Source organism: Bhargavaea massiliensis (assembly GCF_018390575.1).
In the GTDB taxonomy this organism is placed as follows: Bacteria; Bacillota; Bacilli; order Bacillales_A; family Planococcaceae; genus Bhargavaea; species Bhargavaea massiliensis.
The window spans coordinates 245,054-262,241 of the sequence record NZ_JAHBCJ010000004.1 but is presented as its reverse complement, the minus strand read 5'-3'; the positions used below and the strand labels follow the sequence as shown (position 1 = coordinate 262,241).

Here is a 17,188-nt window from a genome sequence, read left to right as displayed (position 1 = left end):
GAATCCCTCCTTTCCTGCGGCAATGACGATGTCTTCATCCTATCAGAACCCTTGGAAGTCTCCGAAAATCGGGCTCAGCCAGCCGATGATCATCGTCATGCCGTCGAAGAACAGCAGGATTCCGACGAGGATCATGACCCATCCGCCGACTTTCATGATGATGTTGCTGTACTTGCGGATGACCGCGAGTTTCGTGATAAAGAATGACAGGACGAAAAACGGAATCGCAAAGCCGAAAACATAGGCGAGCATGTACCACATGCCCGATCCCGGATTTTGTCCGGCAAGCGCAATGATGGCACCGATGATCGGGCCGCTGCAGGGCGTCCAACCCGCGGCAAAAGCCAGGCCGATGACCGCTGAACCGAAGTAGCCGGCCGGCCGGTTCTTGAACTGGATTCTCCGTTCTTTCATGAGAAAATCGGGCGTCAGAAGTCCGACAATCATCAGGCCGAACGCGACGATGAAGATGGCACCGATTTGCCTGAGAAGATCATCATATTTGACGAAGAACGAACCGATAAACGAGGTGCCGAACCCGAGGGCGATAAAGATGGCCGAAAAGCCCAGCAGAAAAAACACGGTGTGCAGGATTCCGCTTTTTGACATCTTGCCCCGGTCCGATTTCAGATCATCCAGCGACATGCCGGTGATGTAGGAGATGAATGCAGGATATAGCGGCAGCGTGCACGGGGAGATGAAGCTCAGGAATCCCGCTCCGAAGGCCAGTAGGATGTTGAGGTCTGTCGACACCACAATCCCCCTTTCTCTTGCTGTCCTTATACTATCAGAATCCGATTGCGTTTTCGCCATTCCTGTCTGTGACAGTTTATTGACCAAGTCCGGCCTTGGCCGGGCTTCCGCGAAGATATCCAAAGTTATACAGGAAAACACCGGCCTTCCGTAAAAGAAAGGCGGGTGCCGCTCACTTGATCTGATTTTCTTCGAGCAAGCCGTTTTGCAGGCGGTACATCTTGTGATAGAGGCCGCCTTTGGCGAGCAGTTCCTGATGGGTGCCCCGCTCCACGATTTCGCCCTGGTGAAGGACGAGGATCAGGTCCGCGTCCTGGATAGTGCTCAGGCGGTGCGCGATGGCGATTGTCGTCCGGCCTTTCCGCATTTGCTCCAGCCCTTTCTGGATCGCCACCTCGGTCTCTGTGTCGATATTGGCCGTCGCTTCATCTAGGACAAGGATCTTCGGCTTTTTGACCATCGTCCGCGCAAATGCGATCAGTTGCCGCTGTCCGCCCGAGAATGTGGAGCCCCGCTCCGTCACTTTCTGGCCGTAGCCGTCCGGCAGGCTCCGGATAAACGGGTCCGCCTGGACGAATTCGGCGGCCGCCTGCACTTCGGCGGAACCGATCGACCCGTCAAAGAGCCGGATATTGCTTTCGATGTCCCCATAAAATAGGAATGGATCCTGAAGGACGAGCCCGGTCTTTTCCCGGAGCGCGGTTTTCGGATACGATCTGATCGGCCGGCCGTCGATCAGGATCTCCCCCCGCCCGAACTCGTAGAATCTCATGAGCAGGTTGATGATCGAGCTTTTCCCCGAACCGGTATGGCCGACAAGCGCCACCGTTTCCCCCGGGTTGGCGGTGAAGCTGATGTGTTTCAGCACATCGTTTTTCCCGTCATAGGAAAAAGAGACATCCCTGAATTCGATCTTGCCTTGATCGATGCGTACATCGCCCTGCTCCGGCTGTGCCGGTTCCAGTTCGGGATCGTCCATGAGGCGGAACACCCGGTCGGCCGAGACGATGGCCTGCTGGAAGATCGACAGGCGCTGCATGACCTGGTTGATCGGCTCGAAGAACCGGTCGATATAGGTCACGAACGCGTAGATGACCCCGATCTCAACGGGTTCGCTGAATGATGTCACCCCGAAATAGGACAGGAGCAAAATCAGCCCGAGCGCATAGACGATGTCGACCGCCGGGCGCAGGAGCAGTCCGTCCAGCTTGATGTTGCGCATGCCCGCCTCGTAGTGTTTGTCGTTGATCTCCCCGAACTCTTCCCGGAACCGCTTTTCCTGCCTGAATACCTGGATCATGCCCATGCCGTTCAGGGATTCGGCGATTTTGCCGTTGAGCTGGCTGAGCCGCTCCCGGAGGTCCTGATAAAACTCGGAGCTGTACTTCCGGTAGATCCACATGATGAGGAAAATGAGCGGCAGCAGCAGAAGCGACAGGAGCGCAAGCCGCACATCAAGCGCGAACATCGCGATATAGACGCCGGTGATCAGGAACCCGCTCTGCAGGAAGCCGACGAGCACGTCCACGAACATCTCGAGAATGGCTTCGGTGTCGTTCGTCACCCTGGAGACGGTTCCCCCCGCCGGTGTCTTGTCAAAGTACCGCATCCCGAGCCGGTGCACTTTCGTGAATGCATCGATCCGGATCTGGCGCACGATGCGGAGGGCGATCTCCTGGAATTTCAGGAGCTGGATATATCCGAACACCGCATTCAGCACGAGGATGGCCAGATAGGCGCCTGCGAGGATCATGAGCGGACGCGCCGGGAACTCCCCCGGTGTCAGATAGTCATCGATGAATGTCTTGATCAGGTATGGGCCGAGGACACTCCCGAGTACGGTCAGCCCGAGCAGGATGAGTGCAACGGTCGCCGCTCCCTTGTGCGGAGTGAGATAGCGGAGCAGCCGCTTGAGGACGTGCCACTGGTCGCGCCCGCTCAGTTTCCGCTGTTCAGGTGCTTCCATCACGCATCCCCTCCCTGTTCAACAAGTGCTTCCAGCTGCTGCAGCCGGTACATTTCATGATAGATCCCGCCAAGTGCCATCAGTTCGTCATGCGTGCCCTTTTCGGCGATGGTGCCATCTTCCATGACAATGATCTGGTGGGCGTGCTGGATGGCGCTCATCCGGTGGGAGGTGATGATCGTCGTTTCTTCTGTGCGCGATTCCTTCAGGGCGGCAAGGATCGCTTCCTCCGTCCGGGCATCGACCGCGGACAGCGAGTCGTCCAGGATGAGTAGTTCCGGCTCCATGAGCAGGGCGCGCGCGATGGAAATGCGCTGCTTCTGGCCGCCGGACAGCGAAACGCCGCGCTCGCCGACGACCGTGTCGTAGCCGTCGGTGAATCCGAGGATGTCCCCGTCGATGTGCGCAAGCCTTGCCGCTTCCCGGACTTGATCAAACGGCGCGTCCACATTGGTGAAGGCGATGTTTTCCCGGACGCTTGCCGAGAAAAGGAAGTGGTCCTGCGGCACATAGCCGATCGCTTCCAGGAGCCGCTCTTTCCGGTAATCGGTGATTGGGGTTCCCCCGTATGTAATCACACCGTCATACCCTTCGAACTCACGCAAAAGCAGCTTAAGGATCGCCGTCTTGCCGGAACCGGTCCTGCCGACGATTCCGAGCGTCTCCCCTTTTTTCAGTGTGAACCGGACATCGCGGAGTGCCGGCTGATCCGCTTCGGGAAAACGGAATTCCCGGATAGCGAAGACGAGATCCCCTCCGGGTGCTTGGTCCGCCGCTCCGTCCGCATCCCCGATGTCGGGGCGGACGGCAAGAAGTTCCCGGATCCTGCCATAGGACGCCCTGCCCCGCTCGACGATATTGAAGAGGAATCCGAACGCGAGCATCGGCCACACGAGCAGGCCGAGATAGGCGGTGAAGGCGACCAGGTCCCCGAGCGTCATGTCACCGTTCAGGATAAAGCGGGCCCCGAAGGTGATTGACAGGAAAAAAGACAGGCCGACGATCAGGGAGATGGTCGGGTCGAACAACGCATCGACCCTGGCAACGCGGACGTTTTTCGCGACGACATCCGCGGACAGCTCCCTGAAGTCATCAATGTCTTCTTTTCCCTGGCCGAACGTCTTGATGACTTTGATGCCGGCGATGCTTTCCTGGGTTTTGTCGTTCAGGTCGGAGAACGCTTCCTGCGCCGTGCGGAAGCGTTCGTGCAAGAGTTTTCCGTACCAGCTCGTCAGCACTGCCATGAATGGCATCGGGAGAAGCGCGATGAGTGTCAGCTTCCAATCGATCGTCACCGCCATCGCGATGATGACCGCACCGCCCGTCGTGACCGAGTCGACGAGCGTCAGCACGCCATGCCCGGCCGTCTGCTGGACGGCGCGGATATCGTTGGTCGCGTGCGCCATCAGGTCGCCGACACGGCGCTGCTGGTAGAACGAGGACGACATCTTCGTGAAATGGGCGAACAGCTCGCTCCGGAGCCTTCGCCCGAGAAGCACCGACGAACCGAAGATCATGATCCGCCAGTAGTAGCGGAGCGCATACATCGCGAGCGCCGCCCCGGCTAGGATGAACAGCCACCTGCCGAGCCCGGCTCCCGTCAGCGTGCCGAGCCGGATTTCATCGACGACATAGCCGATGATTCTCGGCGGCAGCAGCTGGAGCACCGCTACGACAAGCAGCATCAGGATGCCGATGATGTACTGCTTTTTCCGCTCTCTGAAAAACCACCCCAATTGCATGAACACATTCACGGCTCCCGTCCCCCCCTCTATGTTTGGGCCGATATCCAGTGTAGCAAATGTTCTGAAATCCGAGAAGTGCCGGAATGCAAATTATCCGATTGTTGAAATACCAGTGACGTCCGAAGTCCGGATGACCGCGGGCTCCCCGTCTACTCCGACCATCCGGATCGTTCCCGAAGCCGGATCGAAGTGATGGACCGCCCCCGTGCAGCACCTCTCCCCGCGGCTGGAGACGGAAAGCGGCTTCCCGTACTCGAGTGCTTCATGCAGCATCCGGTCCCACTCCTCCATCTGCTGGGGATCCGGCTCGAGCGGCTCCCGCCTGCCCTCTTCCTCCTGCCATTCCCGGAGCAGCCTCAGGTGCTCCGGCAGCATCATCGCCGTCCATTTGATGTTCCCTCTGTCGCGGATCATCCGCATCACTCTCCTTGAAAAGATGTGTTCTTTCCCTGCCTGTACGCCGAATGAAACCTTTTTCGCTCCGCTCCGTAGATAAGCCCGAAGGTCTGGATAGGAGGAACCACTGTGAAACCATTGTTAATCACTCTGTTGGCCGCCGCCCTGCTGGCAGGATGCTCGGGCGGAACCGCGGATTCGCCTGAGCCGGTGCCGGATGAAGCGGCCGGGTCCGCCCCCGTATCGGACAAGGCGGACAAAACGAAGGAGGAGGCGGTGTCCTCCCCCGCCATTTTGCAGGCGGAAACGGCGGACGAGCTTGCCGCTTTGCCGCCGGGCGAGCTCACGGCCGACTTCACGATTGAAGGGGAAGCCTCCACATGGAACGGCCGGGAAGTGCCGGAAACCATCCGCGATGCTTTTCTCGACAGCGTGAAACCGGCCGCCGAAGCGGCGGGAGATGATCCCGATGCCCTGTTCGGTGCAATCGCCGGCACCCTCGGCACCCCGTCTTACAGCGAACTTGTCGGCTGGCTGGCCGAGTATGAGCCGGCCTTTGACGAGCCGCTCCTGCCGGAACCCCATGAAATCGAATCAGAGAAGACGCGGACGGCCTTTCCGGAAAAGGCCGTCATCCTCCTTGATGCCAGCTCCAGCATGCTGCTGGAGGCGGACGGGCAGCTGAAGATGGAAACCGCCAAAAGCGCGGTGAGGAGCTTCGGCCGCACAATCGGCCAGAAAAGCGACGTGGCCCTTTATGCATACGGTCATGCCCGCACACAGAACGAAGCCGACAAGGCGCTTTCCTGCGGCACCATTGAAGACATCTACCCGTCCGGGAAGTATGACGCAGAAACGTTCAACACTGCCGTCGACGGCGTCCAGGCGGCCGGGTGGACACCGCTCGCCGGCGCCATCCGCCAGGCGCGGGAAGACCTCTCGCAGCATGAAGGCAACATTACGGTCTATGTTGTGAGTGACGGCGCGGAGACGTGCGGCGGCGACCCGGTCAAGGAAGCCGCGGCATTCGTCAAAGACCATCCCGGACGCCACGTCGATATTATCGGCTTCCAGGTCGACGCAGAGGCGGAAAGCCAGCTGAAAGCGGTGGCGGATGCCGGGAACGGCAACTACCTTGGGGCCGACAGCCTGGAAGAGATGACCGGCGGCATGACGGAGTACTGGCTGCCGTCCGACCTCGACCTCTCCCTCCTCGTCTACCAGTCGCCTAACGGATGGGAAAGCTCCACGGCCCTCCACCGCATCTCCGAACGGGCCACACTTGCGAAGCGCGCGGCCACGAGCGAAAAGTACCGGTTTATGGGCGCCGCCGATCTGATGCTGGAAAAAGGCCTGATCGATGAAGCTATGCGGGATGCCCTGAATGACAGGAGCACTGCACGGGAAGAAGCCCACCGCCTCATCCTGGACGGGCTCGAAGAGGAAAAGCGCAACGCGGTCAACTCGGAAGTCGAACGGATTGATGCGAAGATCGATGATTACCGCACCCGGATGGAAGCGCTGAAAAAAGAACAGGGATCCTGATCCGGAACCGGTCATGCTGCGGCATGGCCGGTTTTTGGCTTCCGGGAAAGGCCCGGCGACTTGTATTTGCTGGCCGGTTTCGTCATTCGGGCTGTTGATCTCGTCATTGGGGCCGTTCATTTCATCATTGGGCCCGCCAGTTTCGTCATTCACGGGCGAATGACGAAACCCCGTCAGCGAATGATGAAACCGGGACCTCGAATGACGAAACCGCCCTCCGTCCGGCGGCGCGCCATCCGCGATGCCGCAGCCTTACATCTTGTGCCCGCCGATCAGCTTCGCCCGGCCGACGGCGGTCCCGGCATCCGTATAGGAAACCGCGCGCAGGATGGCTGCCGGCCCGTATTTTGACCGGATCGCGTCCATCGCGGCGCCTAATTTCCGCTCCTCCCATTTCCGTGTCTCGAACAAACTGAGCTGCATCGAATGTTCCTCTTCCAGATTGGAAAGCGAAAGGGCGAGCCGCCGGACCGGGCGGCCGTCGTGGAATTCATCAAGAAGCGCCGTGCACACCCGGTAGATCGCCATCGTCGAGTTGGTCGCCGTTTCCACCGAGCGTGATCGAGAAAAGCCGCCCCCGTACGCGTTCTCGCTGTAGCCGGCGGACAGGTGGATGGTGCGCCCCGCCCTGCCCGCTTCCCGCGCGCGCCGTGCCACGTCTTCGCACATCTCGAGGATGACAGCGAGGATATCTTCCCGCTTCACATAGTCGCGGTAAAGCACCTGGCCCTTCCCGTAGCTGACCTGCCCGGCGATGAGCGGCGCGCCGAGCTCCGACAGGTCGATGCCCCATGCATGGTGGTACAGCTGGTTGCCCATGACGCCGAACTCTTTCTCCAGCAGCTTGAGGTCGGCATGGGCAAGGTCGCCCACAGAGAAAATGCCGAGGCTGTTCAGCCGGCGCTCCATCCGGCGGCCGATCCCCCACATGCCCGACAGCGGGGCGACCGGCCAAAGCTTGTCTGGAACATCCTGATACGTCCACCTGGCGAATCCGGTCTTTTTCGCGTCGAGGTCGAGGGCCACCTTCGCCAAGAGCATGTTCGGCCCCATGCCGATGGCCGCCGGCATCTGGAACTGGGCAAGCAGCTGGTCCCGGAGCCGCTTCACGGTCTCCTCGGGCGGACCCCACAGCCGCTCCGTCCCGCCGAGGTCGACAAACGCCTCGTCGATGCTGTATACATGGATCGCCTCCTTCGGCACGTATTCGCCAAGGAGCCGGGTGATCTCCATCGACACCCGGACATAGAAGCCCATCTTCGGTTCGATGAGCCGGATCGACGGATCGTCGGGAATCTCGTACAGCCGGTGACCCGTGCGCACGCCGAACTCCCGCTTGAGACGGGGCGAGGCGGCGAGGACGACACTTCCCTTCCGGTCACGGTCCCCGATGATGGCGATCGGCTCCTTTAAAACGTCCAGCCCCTCGTCCGCGGCCGCGCAGCTTGCATAAAAACTCCGCATATCCAGGCAGATGATTTTCCGGTCCGGCAGTCCCTCATACATGCGCGCATCCTCCTTTTTGATGATTTATTCGATACAGAACAAATGTTCCCCTCCTTCAGTATAGCCAAACCGCAAGGAATCATTCAACGGCAATTTCGGGAAATCGAGGGGATGGGATGAAAGTCGGTGAGTGTTCCTAAGTTGGCGCGAGTGCTTCGGAATGTGGCATGAGTGCTTTAAAATCAGTTGCGGGTGCTTTTGAATGGGAAATTTCGCAAAACGGGCGGAGCACCGCCACTCCCTGTCCGAACATGAAAAGACCGGAACGCGCGATGGCGTTCCGGTCCGGTTCATCATTTTTATTTTGTGGCTGTCTGGCCGAGGAGCTCTTTCGCTTTGTCGAGCTGCACACGCACTTGGTCAAATCCGGTGCCGCCATAAGAGTTCCTCCGGCGGACGGCTGCGACGGGTGCAAGGACCTCATAGATATCCTCTTCGATCAGCGCGCTTTCTTCCTGCATGTCGGAAAGGGACAGATCCTTCAGGACACAGCCTTTTTGGATGCAGGTGAAGACGAGCTTGCCGGTCACTTCATGCGCTTCGCGGAACGGCATGCCCTTGGCCGCCAGGTAATCGGCGAGCTCGGTGGCATTGGAGAAGTCTTTGCTGACCTCCTGTTCCATGACGTCGGTGTTGACGGTCATCGTGCGGATCATGCCCGCGAAGATGCGGAGCGAGCCGGTGACGGTCCTGACCGTGTCGAACATGCCTTCCTTGTCTTCCTGCATGTCCTTGTTGTAGGCGAGCGGCAGGCCTTTCAGCGTTGTGAGGAGGCCGACCAGGTTGCCGTACACGCGTCCGGTCTTGCCGCGGATCAGTTCCGCCATGTCGGGGTTCTTTTTCTGCGGCATGATGCTGGAGCCGGTCGAGAAGGCATCATCCAGCTCGATAAAGCCGAACTCCTGGCTGGACCAGAGGATGATCTCCTCTGCGAGGCGCGACAGATGCGCCATGAGAAGAGACGAAGAGGACAAAAATTCCACGATAAAGTCCCGGTCGCTCACCGCGTCCATGCTGTTTTCGTACACGCCGGAGAAGCCAAGCAGCTCCGCGGAGTAATGGCGGTCGATCGGGAACGTCGTCCCGGCAAGAGCCCCCGCGCCGAGCGGCGACAGGTCGACGCGCTTCAGGGAGTCCGTGAAGCGGCCCTTGTCGCGCTCGAGCATCCAGAAGTATGCCATCAGATGATGGGCGAACGATACCGGCTGCGCGCGCTGGAGATGCGTATAGCCCGGCGCAAGCGTTTCGACATGGATTTCTGCCTGCTCGAGGATCGCCTTCTGGAAGTCCTCGGTAAGCGCGATGATCTCCTTTGTTCGCTCCTTCAGGTACAGGTGCATGTCGGTCGCGACCTGGTCATTCCGGCTGCGTCCGGTGTGGAGCTTGCCGCCGACCGGGCCGATGTCGTCCGTCAGTTTTTTCTCGAGGTTCAGGTGGATGTCCTCGAGCTCGACGGAATACTCCAGCTCACCCGCCTTCGCCTGTTCCTTCAGCTTTTCCAGGCCGCCAAGGATCGCTTCCGTCTCTTCTTCCGTCAGGATGCCGCATTTTCCGAGCATCTTCACATGGGCCGTGCTGCCTTCAAGGTCCTCAAGGACGAGTTCCCGGTCGAAGCCGATCGACGCGCCGAACTCGTCGACCCATTCCTCGGCGCTTTTCTGGAAACGGCCGCCCCAGAGCTTTTCGGTCATGACTGCACCTTCTCCGGCTGCTTCTGGGAATCGGCAGCCTTGTTGACGGATGCGTGGACTTTTGTCGGCAGGCCCCACAGTTCGATGAATCCGACGGCGGATGCGTGGTTGAACTCGTCTTCCTTCGTGTAGGTCGCGAGTTTTTCATCATAGAGCGAGTTGTCCGATTTGCGGCCTTCGACGATCGCATGGCCCTTGAACAGCTTTACGCGGACCGTGCCGTTGACGAACTGCTGGGTTTCTTTCAGGAATGCCTGGAGCGCCTTGGTGAGCGGCGAGAACCAGAGGCCTTCATAGATGAGTTCCGTCAGCTTTTTGCTGACGACCGGCTTGAAGTGCGCGAGTTCCTTGACGAGCGTGATGTCTTCCAGTTCTTTGTGCGCTGTCAGCAGTGTCATCGCCGCCGGACACTCGTACACTTCACGGGACTTGATGCCGACGAGGCGGTTTTCGACGTGGTCGATGCGGCCGATGCCGTGCTTGCCCGCCAGGTCGTTGAGTTCCAGGATCAGTTCATGCAGTTCCTTTTTCTCGCCGTTCAGCGATACCGGAACCCCTTTGACGAATTCCAGTTCGATGACGTCCGCTGTGTCCGGTGCGTCTTCAATGGAAGCCGTCAGGTCGTAGGCATCTTCCGGAGGCGCGATCCACGGATTTTCGAGGATGCCGCATTCGTTCGCGCGGCCCCACAGGTTCTGGTCGATCGAGTACGGGCTGTCGAGATTCACCGGGATCGGGATGTTGCGTTCTTTCGCGTATTCGATCTCTTCCTCACGGGACCAGCTCCACTCGCGCACCGGTGCGATCACTTCAAGGGACGGATCCAGCGCATTGATCGACACTTCGAAGCGCACCTGGTCGTTCCCCTTGCCTGTGCAGCCGTGTGCCACGGCAGTCGCGCCGGTTTCGTGCGCAATCTCGACGAGCTTTTTGGAGATGAGCGGGCGCGACAGCGCGGAGACGAGCGGGTATTTGTTTTCATACATCGTGTGCCCCTGGAGCGAAGTGAGGACAAATTCCTCGGCGAACTCTTTTTTCGCGTCGATCATGTAGCTTTCGGACGCACCGACCTCGAGCGCTTTGTTTTTGACGAAATCCAAATCTTTTCCTTCTCCGACATCGAGGCAGACCGCGACGACGTCATACCCTTTTTCCTTGAGCCAAGCAATGGCAACCGATGTATCCAGACCGCCCGAGTAAGCGAGAACGACTTTTTTACCCATAGTGAATCCCTCCGTGTATGTTTATTCATAATATACATGTTTTATTCATGAGAGAATCATAACATGGAATAATAATCGGTGCAAGCAAATGTTTATGCATTTTCAAAGAAAACAAAAAGAGCCGCCCGAAGGCCGCTCTTCCCCATCTGTTTTCGGTGATCCGTAACCGGAATCCTATGCCTCAAGGCACCTTACGCACGGCATCAGAACTTAATAAAAGCCGTATCCATATGGTTGGTTGTCATATGGGGAATACCCGGAATACGGGTAAGGATACGGGTACTGGTAAGGAATTGGTTGAGAATAATAGTTATTATATGCGTATTGCGGATACAATGCGCTTCCAATCAGGCTGCCCGCAAACCCCGCTAAGGCTTCTCCGTATCCGCTCCATTGATCCCGGTACCAATGGTCCTGATTCCTGTGATGATCGCGGTGCCGGTCGTGATGCCTGTGATGGTCATGGTAACGGTGCCTGTAATGGTCGTGATCCCGATGTCTGTGCCGGTGTCTGTCCCTGCCAAAATCCTCGTAATAATCATGACGCCGTTGATAATCCCTGGTCATTCGTCATCCCCCCATCCCACGTATCCTATTCGGATGGGGCTTAGACCAAAAGGCTTTTGCCTACTCATTATTATAATGAGCGCTCAATCTCTCGAATACTTTCTAACTCTTCATAGTATTGGTTAATAGACATTTCCATACCTATTTTTCTATTCTCGGGCGAGCGTTGAGATAAATATCTTTCATTATAGTAATACGTAAGGTTGTGAATTGATGAGAAAAGGCCATGATAAGAATCTACCCATTGTTGTAAATCGTATGGTGCCAATGGCAAATCACTACTTGCTAGATACAATTCTTCTATTTTTGCGATGTAGGTTGCTATCAATCGAGCTAACTCTTTTTCTGAATACAAACCGTTAGTGTGTTCATGATAAAAATCGATTATTAATTCGGCTGATTCAATCATTGCCTTAGCAATCATCCCAAATTCTACGATCAATTCGTTTTGACTCCCGGTGTTGGCTTGCTGAAATTCTTTTAGACTTTTGTAAAAGGTATGAAGAGTAAAGTGTGTATTGTTTATAAATAACGTATTTTTATTATCTACACTATATATCCGTTCTTTATCCTGATATTCATCACACCAAGTCGTATGACAGATAAAATTTCCCCTATTCATATCACTTTCATCAAAGCCGTAATATATCCAAATTATATTTGTCGGTTTTCCTTTCCACCTCTCCTCGCTTATCTTATTATTATAAACTTCAGCAGATTTGATGATGTTTTTTACCATATTAGAGACATTAGATATCTCTTCAAGAGAAAGTGGCTCATTTAAGGTAACTTTTACCGCATACCTTTTAAGTTTGCCGGTATGCAATGGTTCTACATCATAAATACTGAATTGCTCGCTTTCATAATATATGCAGGATTTGGGATAAGGTGTATATTCATCTACCTCAAAGAAGATGGTACCACCCATATTCTTTTTAAAGATTGGCTTTTGAGAAAATTGAGGGTTCTTTTTATTCCAAACATCCAAATAAAGACTGGTCAATTTTTGAATATCATTTAGAGTAACTTTCCCTTTTTTAACTAGGGATTTATTTTTAATAGCATCACATAAGAAGCTTGTAAATAGACTCATCGGCTTACTCGGATGTCTATAAGAGACTTGATTAGCACTACTAGATGCTAAAACTGCATAACCTCTTCCATAAAAATCTGACATCATCTTCTCAAAATCTGTTTCTGAAGTATTGCCAACAGTGAAATTTCCAGAAAAACAGCAATCCAAGAAAATCACTTTACTTTTCGCTTGAATTTTTTCAAGCTTCCGTATCAATTCATTTGTGCTTATAAAATCATCACTTAATACTAAATAATGCTGTTGATCAATGTTATGGCCGTGTCCAGAAAAATAAAAAAGCAGTGTATCGTTTTTATTTAGAGTAGAGGATAGTTTTGAAAGTTCTTTATTGAATTCTTCCACCGTGAGATTTCCTGACTCACCACATTTAATAATATCTGTTCTATCTAGTTTTAAACCAACACTTAATGAGTTTTCCATAGCGGCTAGATCATTTTTGCAAAAAGGAAGATCAGGTGCCCCTTCCATATTATAATTACTAACACCAGTAATTAATGCTTTTATCACCATTACTTCTCCCCCTGACATATAAAAATACTCAAACTGATATCACTTATTTCTTGTTAAAGAAATTCCGCCCGAGCCGCTCGGTGAGGCCGGGCGCGACTGCATGCATCCGCGAGGCGGCTGCCATGTACCACGGCAGGTCGACATCTCGCACCGGCCGCCCGAGTACACCGGTGACGGTCTCCGCGACCTTCTCCGGCGGTGTCAGGTAGCCTGCCATCGATTCCCTGTAGTCCGAAAGCGGAGAGGCGATGTCGAGGAACGGGGTGTCGACCGGACCGGGGTTGACCGACGTGACAGAGATGCCAAACGGCGCCATCTCGAGGCGGAGGGCGTCCGCGTATCCGAGAAGCGCCGCCTTGGAAGCCGCATACACCGAGGCCTTTTTCGTTGAGACCTTGCCTGCTGCGGAAGCGATGAAGATAATCTGTCCGCTCCCCCGCTCCATCATGCCCGGCAGGATCCGCCGGAGCAGTTTCATCGGCGAGGCCGCATTCACGTCCAGCATGCGGTCGATCGACGCATCCGACAGTTCGTGTGCATGCAAGAATACCCCGACGCCCGAGGCCGAGATGAACACATCCGGTGCGCCGGCGGCCTCGGCGACCCGGTCCAGCCCCTCCGCGGTCGACAGGTCCGCCCTGACAGTGCCCGCGCCTTCCGCGCAGATTTGGTCAAGAATCCCCTGGTTGCGCCCGGCCGCGAGAACCAGATGGCCTTCGCGGAGCAGTGCGGTAACGATGGCGCGCCCAATGCCGCCGGTGGCACCGGTTACAAGCACCCGCTTACACTTTTTCATAATGAAGCACTCCATCCTCTTTCCTTGTTTCCGACGCCAGACCTTCGGCCACCAGCCAGTCGGTCTGGCCGATCGTCTCGGAAAGCGTCAGCCCGAGCTCCCGTTCATACGCTTGCGGGAACAGCCGCTTTGTCAATTCGAAAATCGTTTTCGGCCCCTCCGCCAGCATGTCGCGAACGGCCAATGCCCGTTGCTTCTGCTGGACGAGGCGCGATTCGACCAGCTCCCGGATGCCCCGCACATCTTTTCCGTGGCCGGGATGAATAACCCCGACAGGCAGATCCGCGACGCGGCGCATGGAATCATTATATAGAAGAAGCGAACGCGGACGTCCCTGCCCGGGGTCGAGCGGCGGCTCGATCAGCGGGTTGGATGAGATTTTGCCGAGGATCAGGTCCCCGCCGATCATCTCCCCGCCCTGTTCATTGAAAAAGGCAAGATGGCTCTGGGCGTGGCCAAGCGTCTCCACCACCGACCAACCCGGATGCCCGGGAACTTCTTCGCCGTCTTCAAGAACCCCGTCAAGCGGCCGTTTCCCGATGTATTCCACCGGGCGCTTCATCTTACGCACCCAATGAATATAGGACTCCGGCACCCCCTCTTCTATCAGGCATTCTTCATAAAAACGGTCATGGTACTCGAAAAACGCCTCGTCGCGGGTCAGCCACGGTTCGTTGTACCGGTGACCGAGAAGCCGGGCGTTTCCGAACAGGCCGACGAGCCCTGCGTGGTCCGGGTGATGATGGGTCAGGATGACCTGCTCCACATCCTCCGGCCGGCAGCCCGCCTCCTTCAGGCCGTTAAGCATCGCCTGTTCCGACTCGGTTGTATTTGTGCCGGCGTCAAACAGGGTGAGGGCGTCCCCCTTCAGCAGCCAGGCATTGACATCGCCCACCGCAAAAGGCGTCGGCATTGTAATTTTATGGATAGTCATCGGATCCCCTCCGGAATAGGAATATGAATGGTCATTCATCCATTTTACACAAGCGCCCTCCCGGCGTCACCTGTTGACTTTGGCAGGGAAGAATGCGTATAATCGCAATAATCAAATGAACGGACGCTCCGACGAAGACCAGTACGGGCGGTGATGGCGCACAGAAAATGCGGTCACCGGCTGAGAGCCGCATCCCCTCTCCCGCCCCGAACCTGCTTCCGAGCCGCCATGGAAACATGGCCGTATCCCGCTGCGTTAAAGGGGGAAGAGCTGCGCCGGCCAGTCCGGCGAACAAAGGTGGTACCGCGGAAACCGATGCGTTTTCGTCCTTTTCATGATGCACATCATGGATGGACGGAAACGCATTTTTATTTTTGCCTGAGGAGATGATCGGATTGAAAAACGTACTATTTATCGGTGCCGGTTCGATGGCGGAGGCGATCATCGCAGGGATTACGTCAAGCGGCGCGGTGAAGCCCGCCTCGGTTTTCGTCATGAACAAATCGGACCAGGCGCGCCTGGATGAACTCAGGGACAAATATGGCATCACGCCGGTCAAAAGCGGCGATCCGGAAATCAGCCAGGCGGAATTGGCCGTTTTTGCGACCAAGCCGAAAGATGCCCGCCAGGCGATGGAACAGGTCGCAAAACAGCTCGAGCCGTCGGCGGCCGTCCTTTCCGTCATGGCCGGCATTCCGATCAGCCTGTTTGAAAAAATACTCGGCAGCCGCCCGGTCGCCCGCTCCATGCCGAATACATCCGCCACAATCGGCCTTGCCGCAACGGGTGTCGCGATGAATGAGGCGGTCTGCGCCAACGTGCGGGAAAACATTCTGTCGCTTTTGGGCTCGGTCGGCCTTGTGAAAGAAGTCGAGGAAGACGAGCTGCATCTCATCACGGCATTGGCGGGAAGCGGCCCGGCCTACGTCTATTATTTCGCCGAGGCCCTGGAGGAAGCGGCGACCACATCGGGACTGTGCGGAACGGATGCGCGCGACCTGATCATCCAGGTGCTCGAGGGTGCAGCCGCGATGCTGAAACGGCGCACGGCCGAACCTTCGGAACTCAGGGAACATGTAACGAGTCCGGGCGGCACGACGGCAGCTGGCATCCGGGCACTGGATGATGCCGGATTCCACAATGCGGTCGCATCCTGCATCCGGGCGGCGGAAAACCGCTCCCGCGAGCTTGCGACCGGACAGTGACCGGCCCGATTGATAGAATGGAAAGGAATTCTATCGGAAAAGGGTGATTGTTTTGTCGAAGCTGTTTGAACCGATTGAAATCAGGGGCGTGACTTTCCGCAACCGGATCGTCATGTCGCCGATGTGCATGTATTCCTGCCCGGAGCAGGACGGAAAAGTGCAGGACTGGCATCTTGTCCACTATCCGTCGCGCGCCGTCGGAGGAGCGGGGCTCCTTATCGTCGAGGCGACCGCGGTCCAGCCCGAGGGCCGGATTTCAAATGAGGATCTCGGCATCTGGGAGGACGAACATGTCGAAGGGCTAAAGCGCCTCACCGCACTGATCAGGCAGCACGGAGCCGCGGCGGGTATCCAGCTTGCACACGCGGGACGGAAATCTGAGACTGACGGGGACATTTTCGCCCCTTCCGCCATCGCCTTCAACGACCGCTACAAAACCCCGAAGGAAATGACCGAAGACGACATCCTAAAAACCGTCTCGGCTTTCCGCGATGCGGCGGTGCGGGCCAAGGAAGCAGGCTTTGACGTGATCGAGCTGCACGGCGCGCACGGCTATCTGCTCAATGAATTCCTGTCTCCGCTGTCCAACAGGCGGACAGACCGTTACGGCGGCAACGCGGAAAACCGCTACCGCATCGTCAGGGAAACCATCGACGCGGTCCGCGGCGTATGGAACGGTCCCCTATTCGTCCGGATTTCCGCAAGCGACTACACCGACGGCGGCATGACGCCGGAAGACTATGTGCAGATGGCCGGGTGGATGAAGGAACAGGACGTCGACCTGATCGATGTCAGCTCTGGCGCCGTCGTTCCGGCGAGGATCAGCCCCTACCCCGGCTACCAGGTCCCGTTTTCCGAGACCATCCGGAACGGTGCAGACATCATGACAGGCGCAGTCGGGCTGATCGAGGAGCCGGCGCATGCGGAAGAAATTGTGCAAAACGGGCGCGCCGACCTTGTCCTCCTCGGACGCGAACTGCTCCGCGACCCGTACTGGCCAAGGCGCGCCGCAAAGGAACTCGGTGCGGACATCCAGGCTCCGGTCCAGTATGAGCGCGGTTGGAACTGAAGACGATTAAAAAACGTGATCCCTCAAGCAGCAGGGATCACGTTTTTGGGTTTTATGGACAGGAATGGGCTGGTTTTCGCGCAATTTACCGCAGACATATGTGTTTTTTTGGCAGAGGCGATATCGCTCGCTTTCGACCGGATATCGAGCATTTCCATAAATATATCGAGCACTCCATAAGCTTAC

14 protein-coding genes are annotated in these 17,188 nt (G+C 56.6%); 3 read left to right on the top strand and 11 right to left on the bottom strand.

All coding sequences use genetic code 11. The features are described 5' to 3' along the window. Positions 1 to 42: 42 nt before the first annotated feature. The 4 genes from KHA84_RS08125 to KHA84_RS08110 form a co-directional block, all read right to left on the bottom strand. Positions 43 to 753 carry a cytochrome c biogenesis CcdA family protein gene (locus tag KHA84_RS08125; protein WP_336511117.1) on the bottom strand — a complete coding sequence of 237 codons (711 nt, stop codon included), beginning with the start codon at positions 751 to 753 and terminating at the stop codon, positions 43 to 45. Positions 754 to 925: 172 nt separating this feature from the next. After that, positions 926 to 2,719, bottom strand: coding sequence for an ABC transporter ATP-binding protein (locus KHA84_RS08120; RefSeq protein WP_213423027.1), 1,794 nt, complete (start codon positions 2,717 to 2,719; stop codon positions 926 to 928). Continuing rightward, complete coding sequence (locus KHA84_RS08115) at positions 2,719 to 4,473, bottom strand: ABC transporter ATP-binding protein (protein ID WP_213423026.1); 1,755 nt, start codon at positions 4,471 to 4,473, stop codon at positions 2,719 to 2,721. The genes KHA84_RS08120 and KHA84_RS08115 overlap by 1 nt, the downstream gene beginning before the upstream one ends. 81 nt (positions 4,474 to 4,554) lie before the next feature. Then, positions 4,555 to 4,878 (bottom strand): YolD-like family protein, encoded by a 324-nt coding sequence (locus KHA84_RS08110; protein WP_213423025.1) that lies wholly within the window; start codon positions 4,876 to 4,878, stop codon positions 4,555 to 4,557. A gap of 111 nt (positions 4,879 to 4,989) precedes the next feature. Here KHA84_RS08110 and KHA84_RS08105 point away from each other — a divergent pair, with 111 nt between their 5' ends. Then, on the top strand, positions 4,990 to 6,405 hold the full coding sequence (locus KHA84_RS08105; protein ID WP_213423024.1) for a vWA domain-containing protein: 1,416 nt from the start codon (positions 4,990 to 4,992) through the stop codon (positions 6,403 to 6,405). Between the two features lie 252 nt (positions 6,406 to 6,657). On the opposite strand, the gene KHA84_RS08100 is transcribed toward KHA84_RS08105, so the two are convergent. The 7 genes from KHA84_RS08100 to KHA84_RS08070 all read right to left on the bottom strand — a co-directional run bounded on the left by KHA84_RS08100 (position 6,658) and on the right by KHA84_RS08070 (position 14,728). Next, positions 6,658 to 7,911, bottom strand: a complete 1,254-nt coding sequence (locus KHA84_RS08100; protein WP_213423023.1) for a Y-family DNA polymerase — start codon at positions 7,909 to 7,911, stop codon at positions 6,658 to 6,660. Positions 7,912 to 8,210: 299 nt separating this feature from the next. Beyond that, the gene (gene argH, locus KHA84_RS08095; RefSeq protein ID WP_213423022.1) at positions 8,211 to 9,602 is read right to left on the bottom strand and encodes an argininosuccinate lyase; all 1,392 of its coding nucleotides are present in this window, start codon (positions 9,600 to 9,602) and stop codon (positions 8,211 to 8,213) included. After that, entirely contained in the window at positions 9,599 to 10,825 is a 1,227-nt protein-coding gene (locus KHA84_RS08090; protein WP_213423021.1) for an argininosuccinate synthase, read from the bottom strand. The genes argH and KHA84_RS08090 overlap by 4 nt, the downstream gene beginning before the upstream one ends. Before the next feature lie 368 nt (positions 10,826 to 11,193). Beyond that, positions 11,194 to 11,367: a hypothetical protein gene (locus tag KHA84_RS08085; protein ID WP_213423020.1), complete on the bottom strand. Its 174-nt coding sequence runs from the start codon at positions 11,365 to 11,367 to the stop codon at positions 11,194 to 11,196. Positions 11,368 to 11,462: 95 nt separating this feature from the next. After that, on the bottom strand, positions 11,463 to 12,998 hold the full coding sequence (locus KHA84_RS08080; RefSeq protein WP_236823185.1) for a caspase family protein: 1,536 nt from the start codon (positions 12,996 to 12,998) through the stop codon (positions 11,463 to 11,465). A gap of 43 nt (positions 12,999 to 13,041) precedes the next feature. Continuing rightward, positions 13,042 to 13,794: an SDR family NAD(P)-dependent oxidoreductase gene (locus tag KHA84_RS08075; RefSeq protein ID WP_236823184.1), complete on the bottom strand. Its 753-nt coding sequence runs from the start codon at positions 13,792 to 13,794 to the stop codon at positions 13,042 to 13,044. Continuing rightward, the gene (locus KHA84_RS08070; protein WP_213423017.1) at positions 13,781 to 14,728 is read right to left on the bottom strand and encodes an MBL fold metallo-hydrolase; all 948 of its coding nucleotides are present in this window, start codon (positions 14,726 to 14,728) and stop codon (positions 13,781 to 13,783) included. The genes KHA84_RS08075 and KHA84_RS08070 overlap by 14 nt, the downstream gene beginning before the upstream one ends. A gap of 395 nt (positions 14,729 to 15,123) precedes the next feature. On the opposite strand from KHA84_RS08070, the gene proC reads away from it, so the two are divergent. Beyond that, positions 15,124 to 15,933, top strand: a complete 810-nt coding sequence (proC, locus tag KHA84_RS08065; RefSeq protein ID WP_213423016.1) for a pyrroline-5-carboxylate reductase — start codon at positions 15,124 to 15,126, stop codon at positions 15,931 to 15,933. Positions 15,934 to 15,985: 52 nt separating this feature from the next. Continuing rightward, positions 15,986 to 17,002, top strand: coding sequence for an NADPH dehydrogenase NamA (gene namA / locus KHA84_RS08060; RefSeq protein ID WP_236823183.1), 1,017 nt, complete (start codon positions 15,986 to 15,988; stop codon positions 17,000 to 17,002). Positions 17,003 to 17,188: the final 186 nt, after the last annotated feature.

Coding starts and splice junctions, on each gene's coding strand:
- KHA84_RS08070 (WP_213423017.1), bottom strand. CDS start 14,728: ATGACTATCCATAAAATTACAATGCCGACGCCTTTTGCGGTGGGCGAT.
- KHA84_RS08075 (WP_236823184.1), bottom strand. CDS start 13,794: ATGAAAAAGTGTAAGCGGGTGCTTGTAACCGGTGCCACCGGCGGCATT.
- KHA84_RS08100 (WP_213423023.1), bottom strand. CDS start 7,911: ATGTATGAGGGACTGCCGGACCGGAAAATCATCTGCCTGGATATGCGG.
- KHA84_RS08120 (WP_213423027.1), bottom strand. CDS start 2,719: ATGGAAGCACCTGAACAGCGGAAACTGAGCGGGCGCGACCAGTGGCAC.
- argH (WP_213423022.1), bottom strand. CDS start 9,602: ATGACCGAAAAGCTCTGGGGCGGCCGTTTCCAGAAAAGCGCCGAGGAA.
- KHA84_RS08080 (WP_236823185.1), bottom strand. CDS start 12,998: ATGGTGATAAAAGCATTAATTACTGGTGTTAGTAATTATAATATGGAA.
- KHA84_RS08090 (WP_213423021.1), bottom strand. CDS start 10,825: ATGGGTAAAAAAGTCGTTCTCGCTTACTCGGGCGGTCTGGATACATCG.
- KHA84_RS08085 (WP_213423020.1), bottom strand. CDS start 11,367: ATGATTATTACGAGGATTTTGGCAGGGACAGACACCGGCACAGACATC.
- KHA84_RS08110 (WP_213423025.1), bottom strand. CDS start 4,878: ATGATCCGCGACAGAGGGAACATCAAATGGACGGCGATGATGCTGCCG.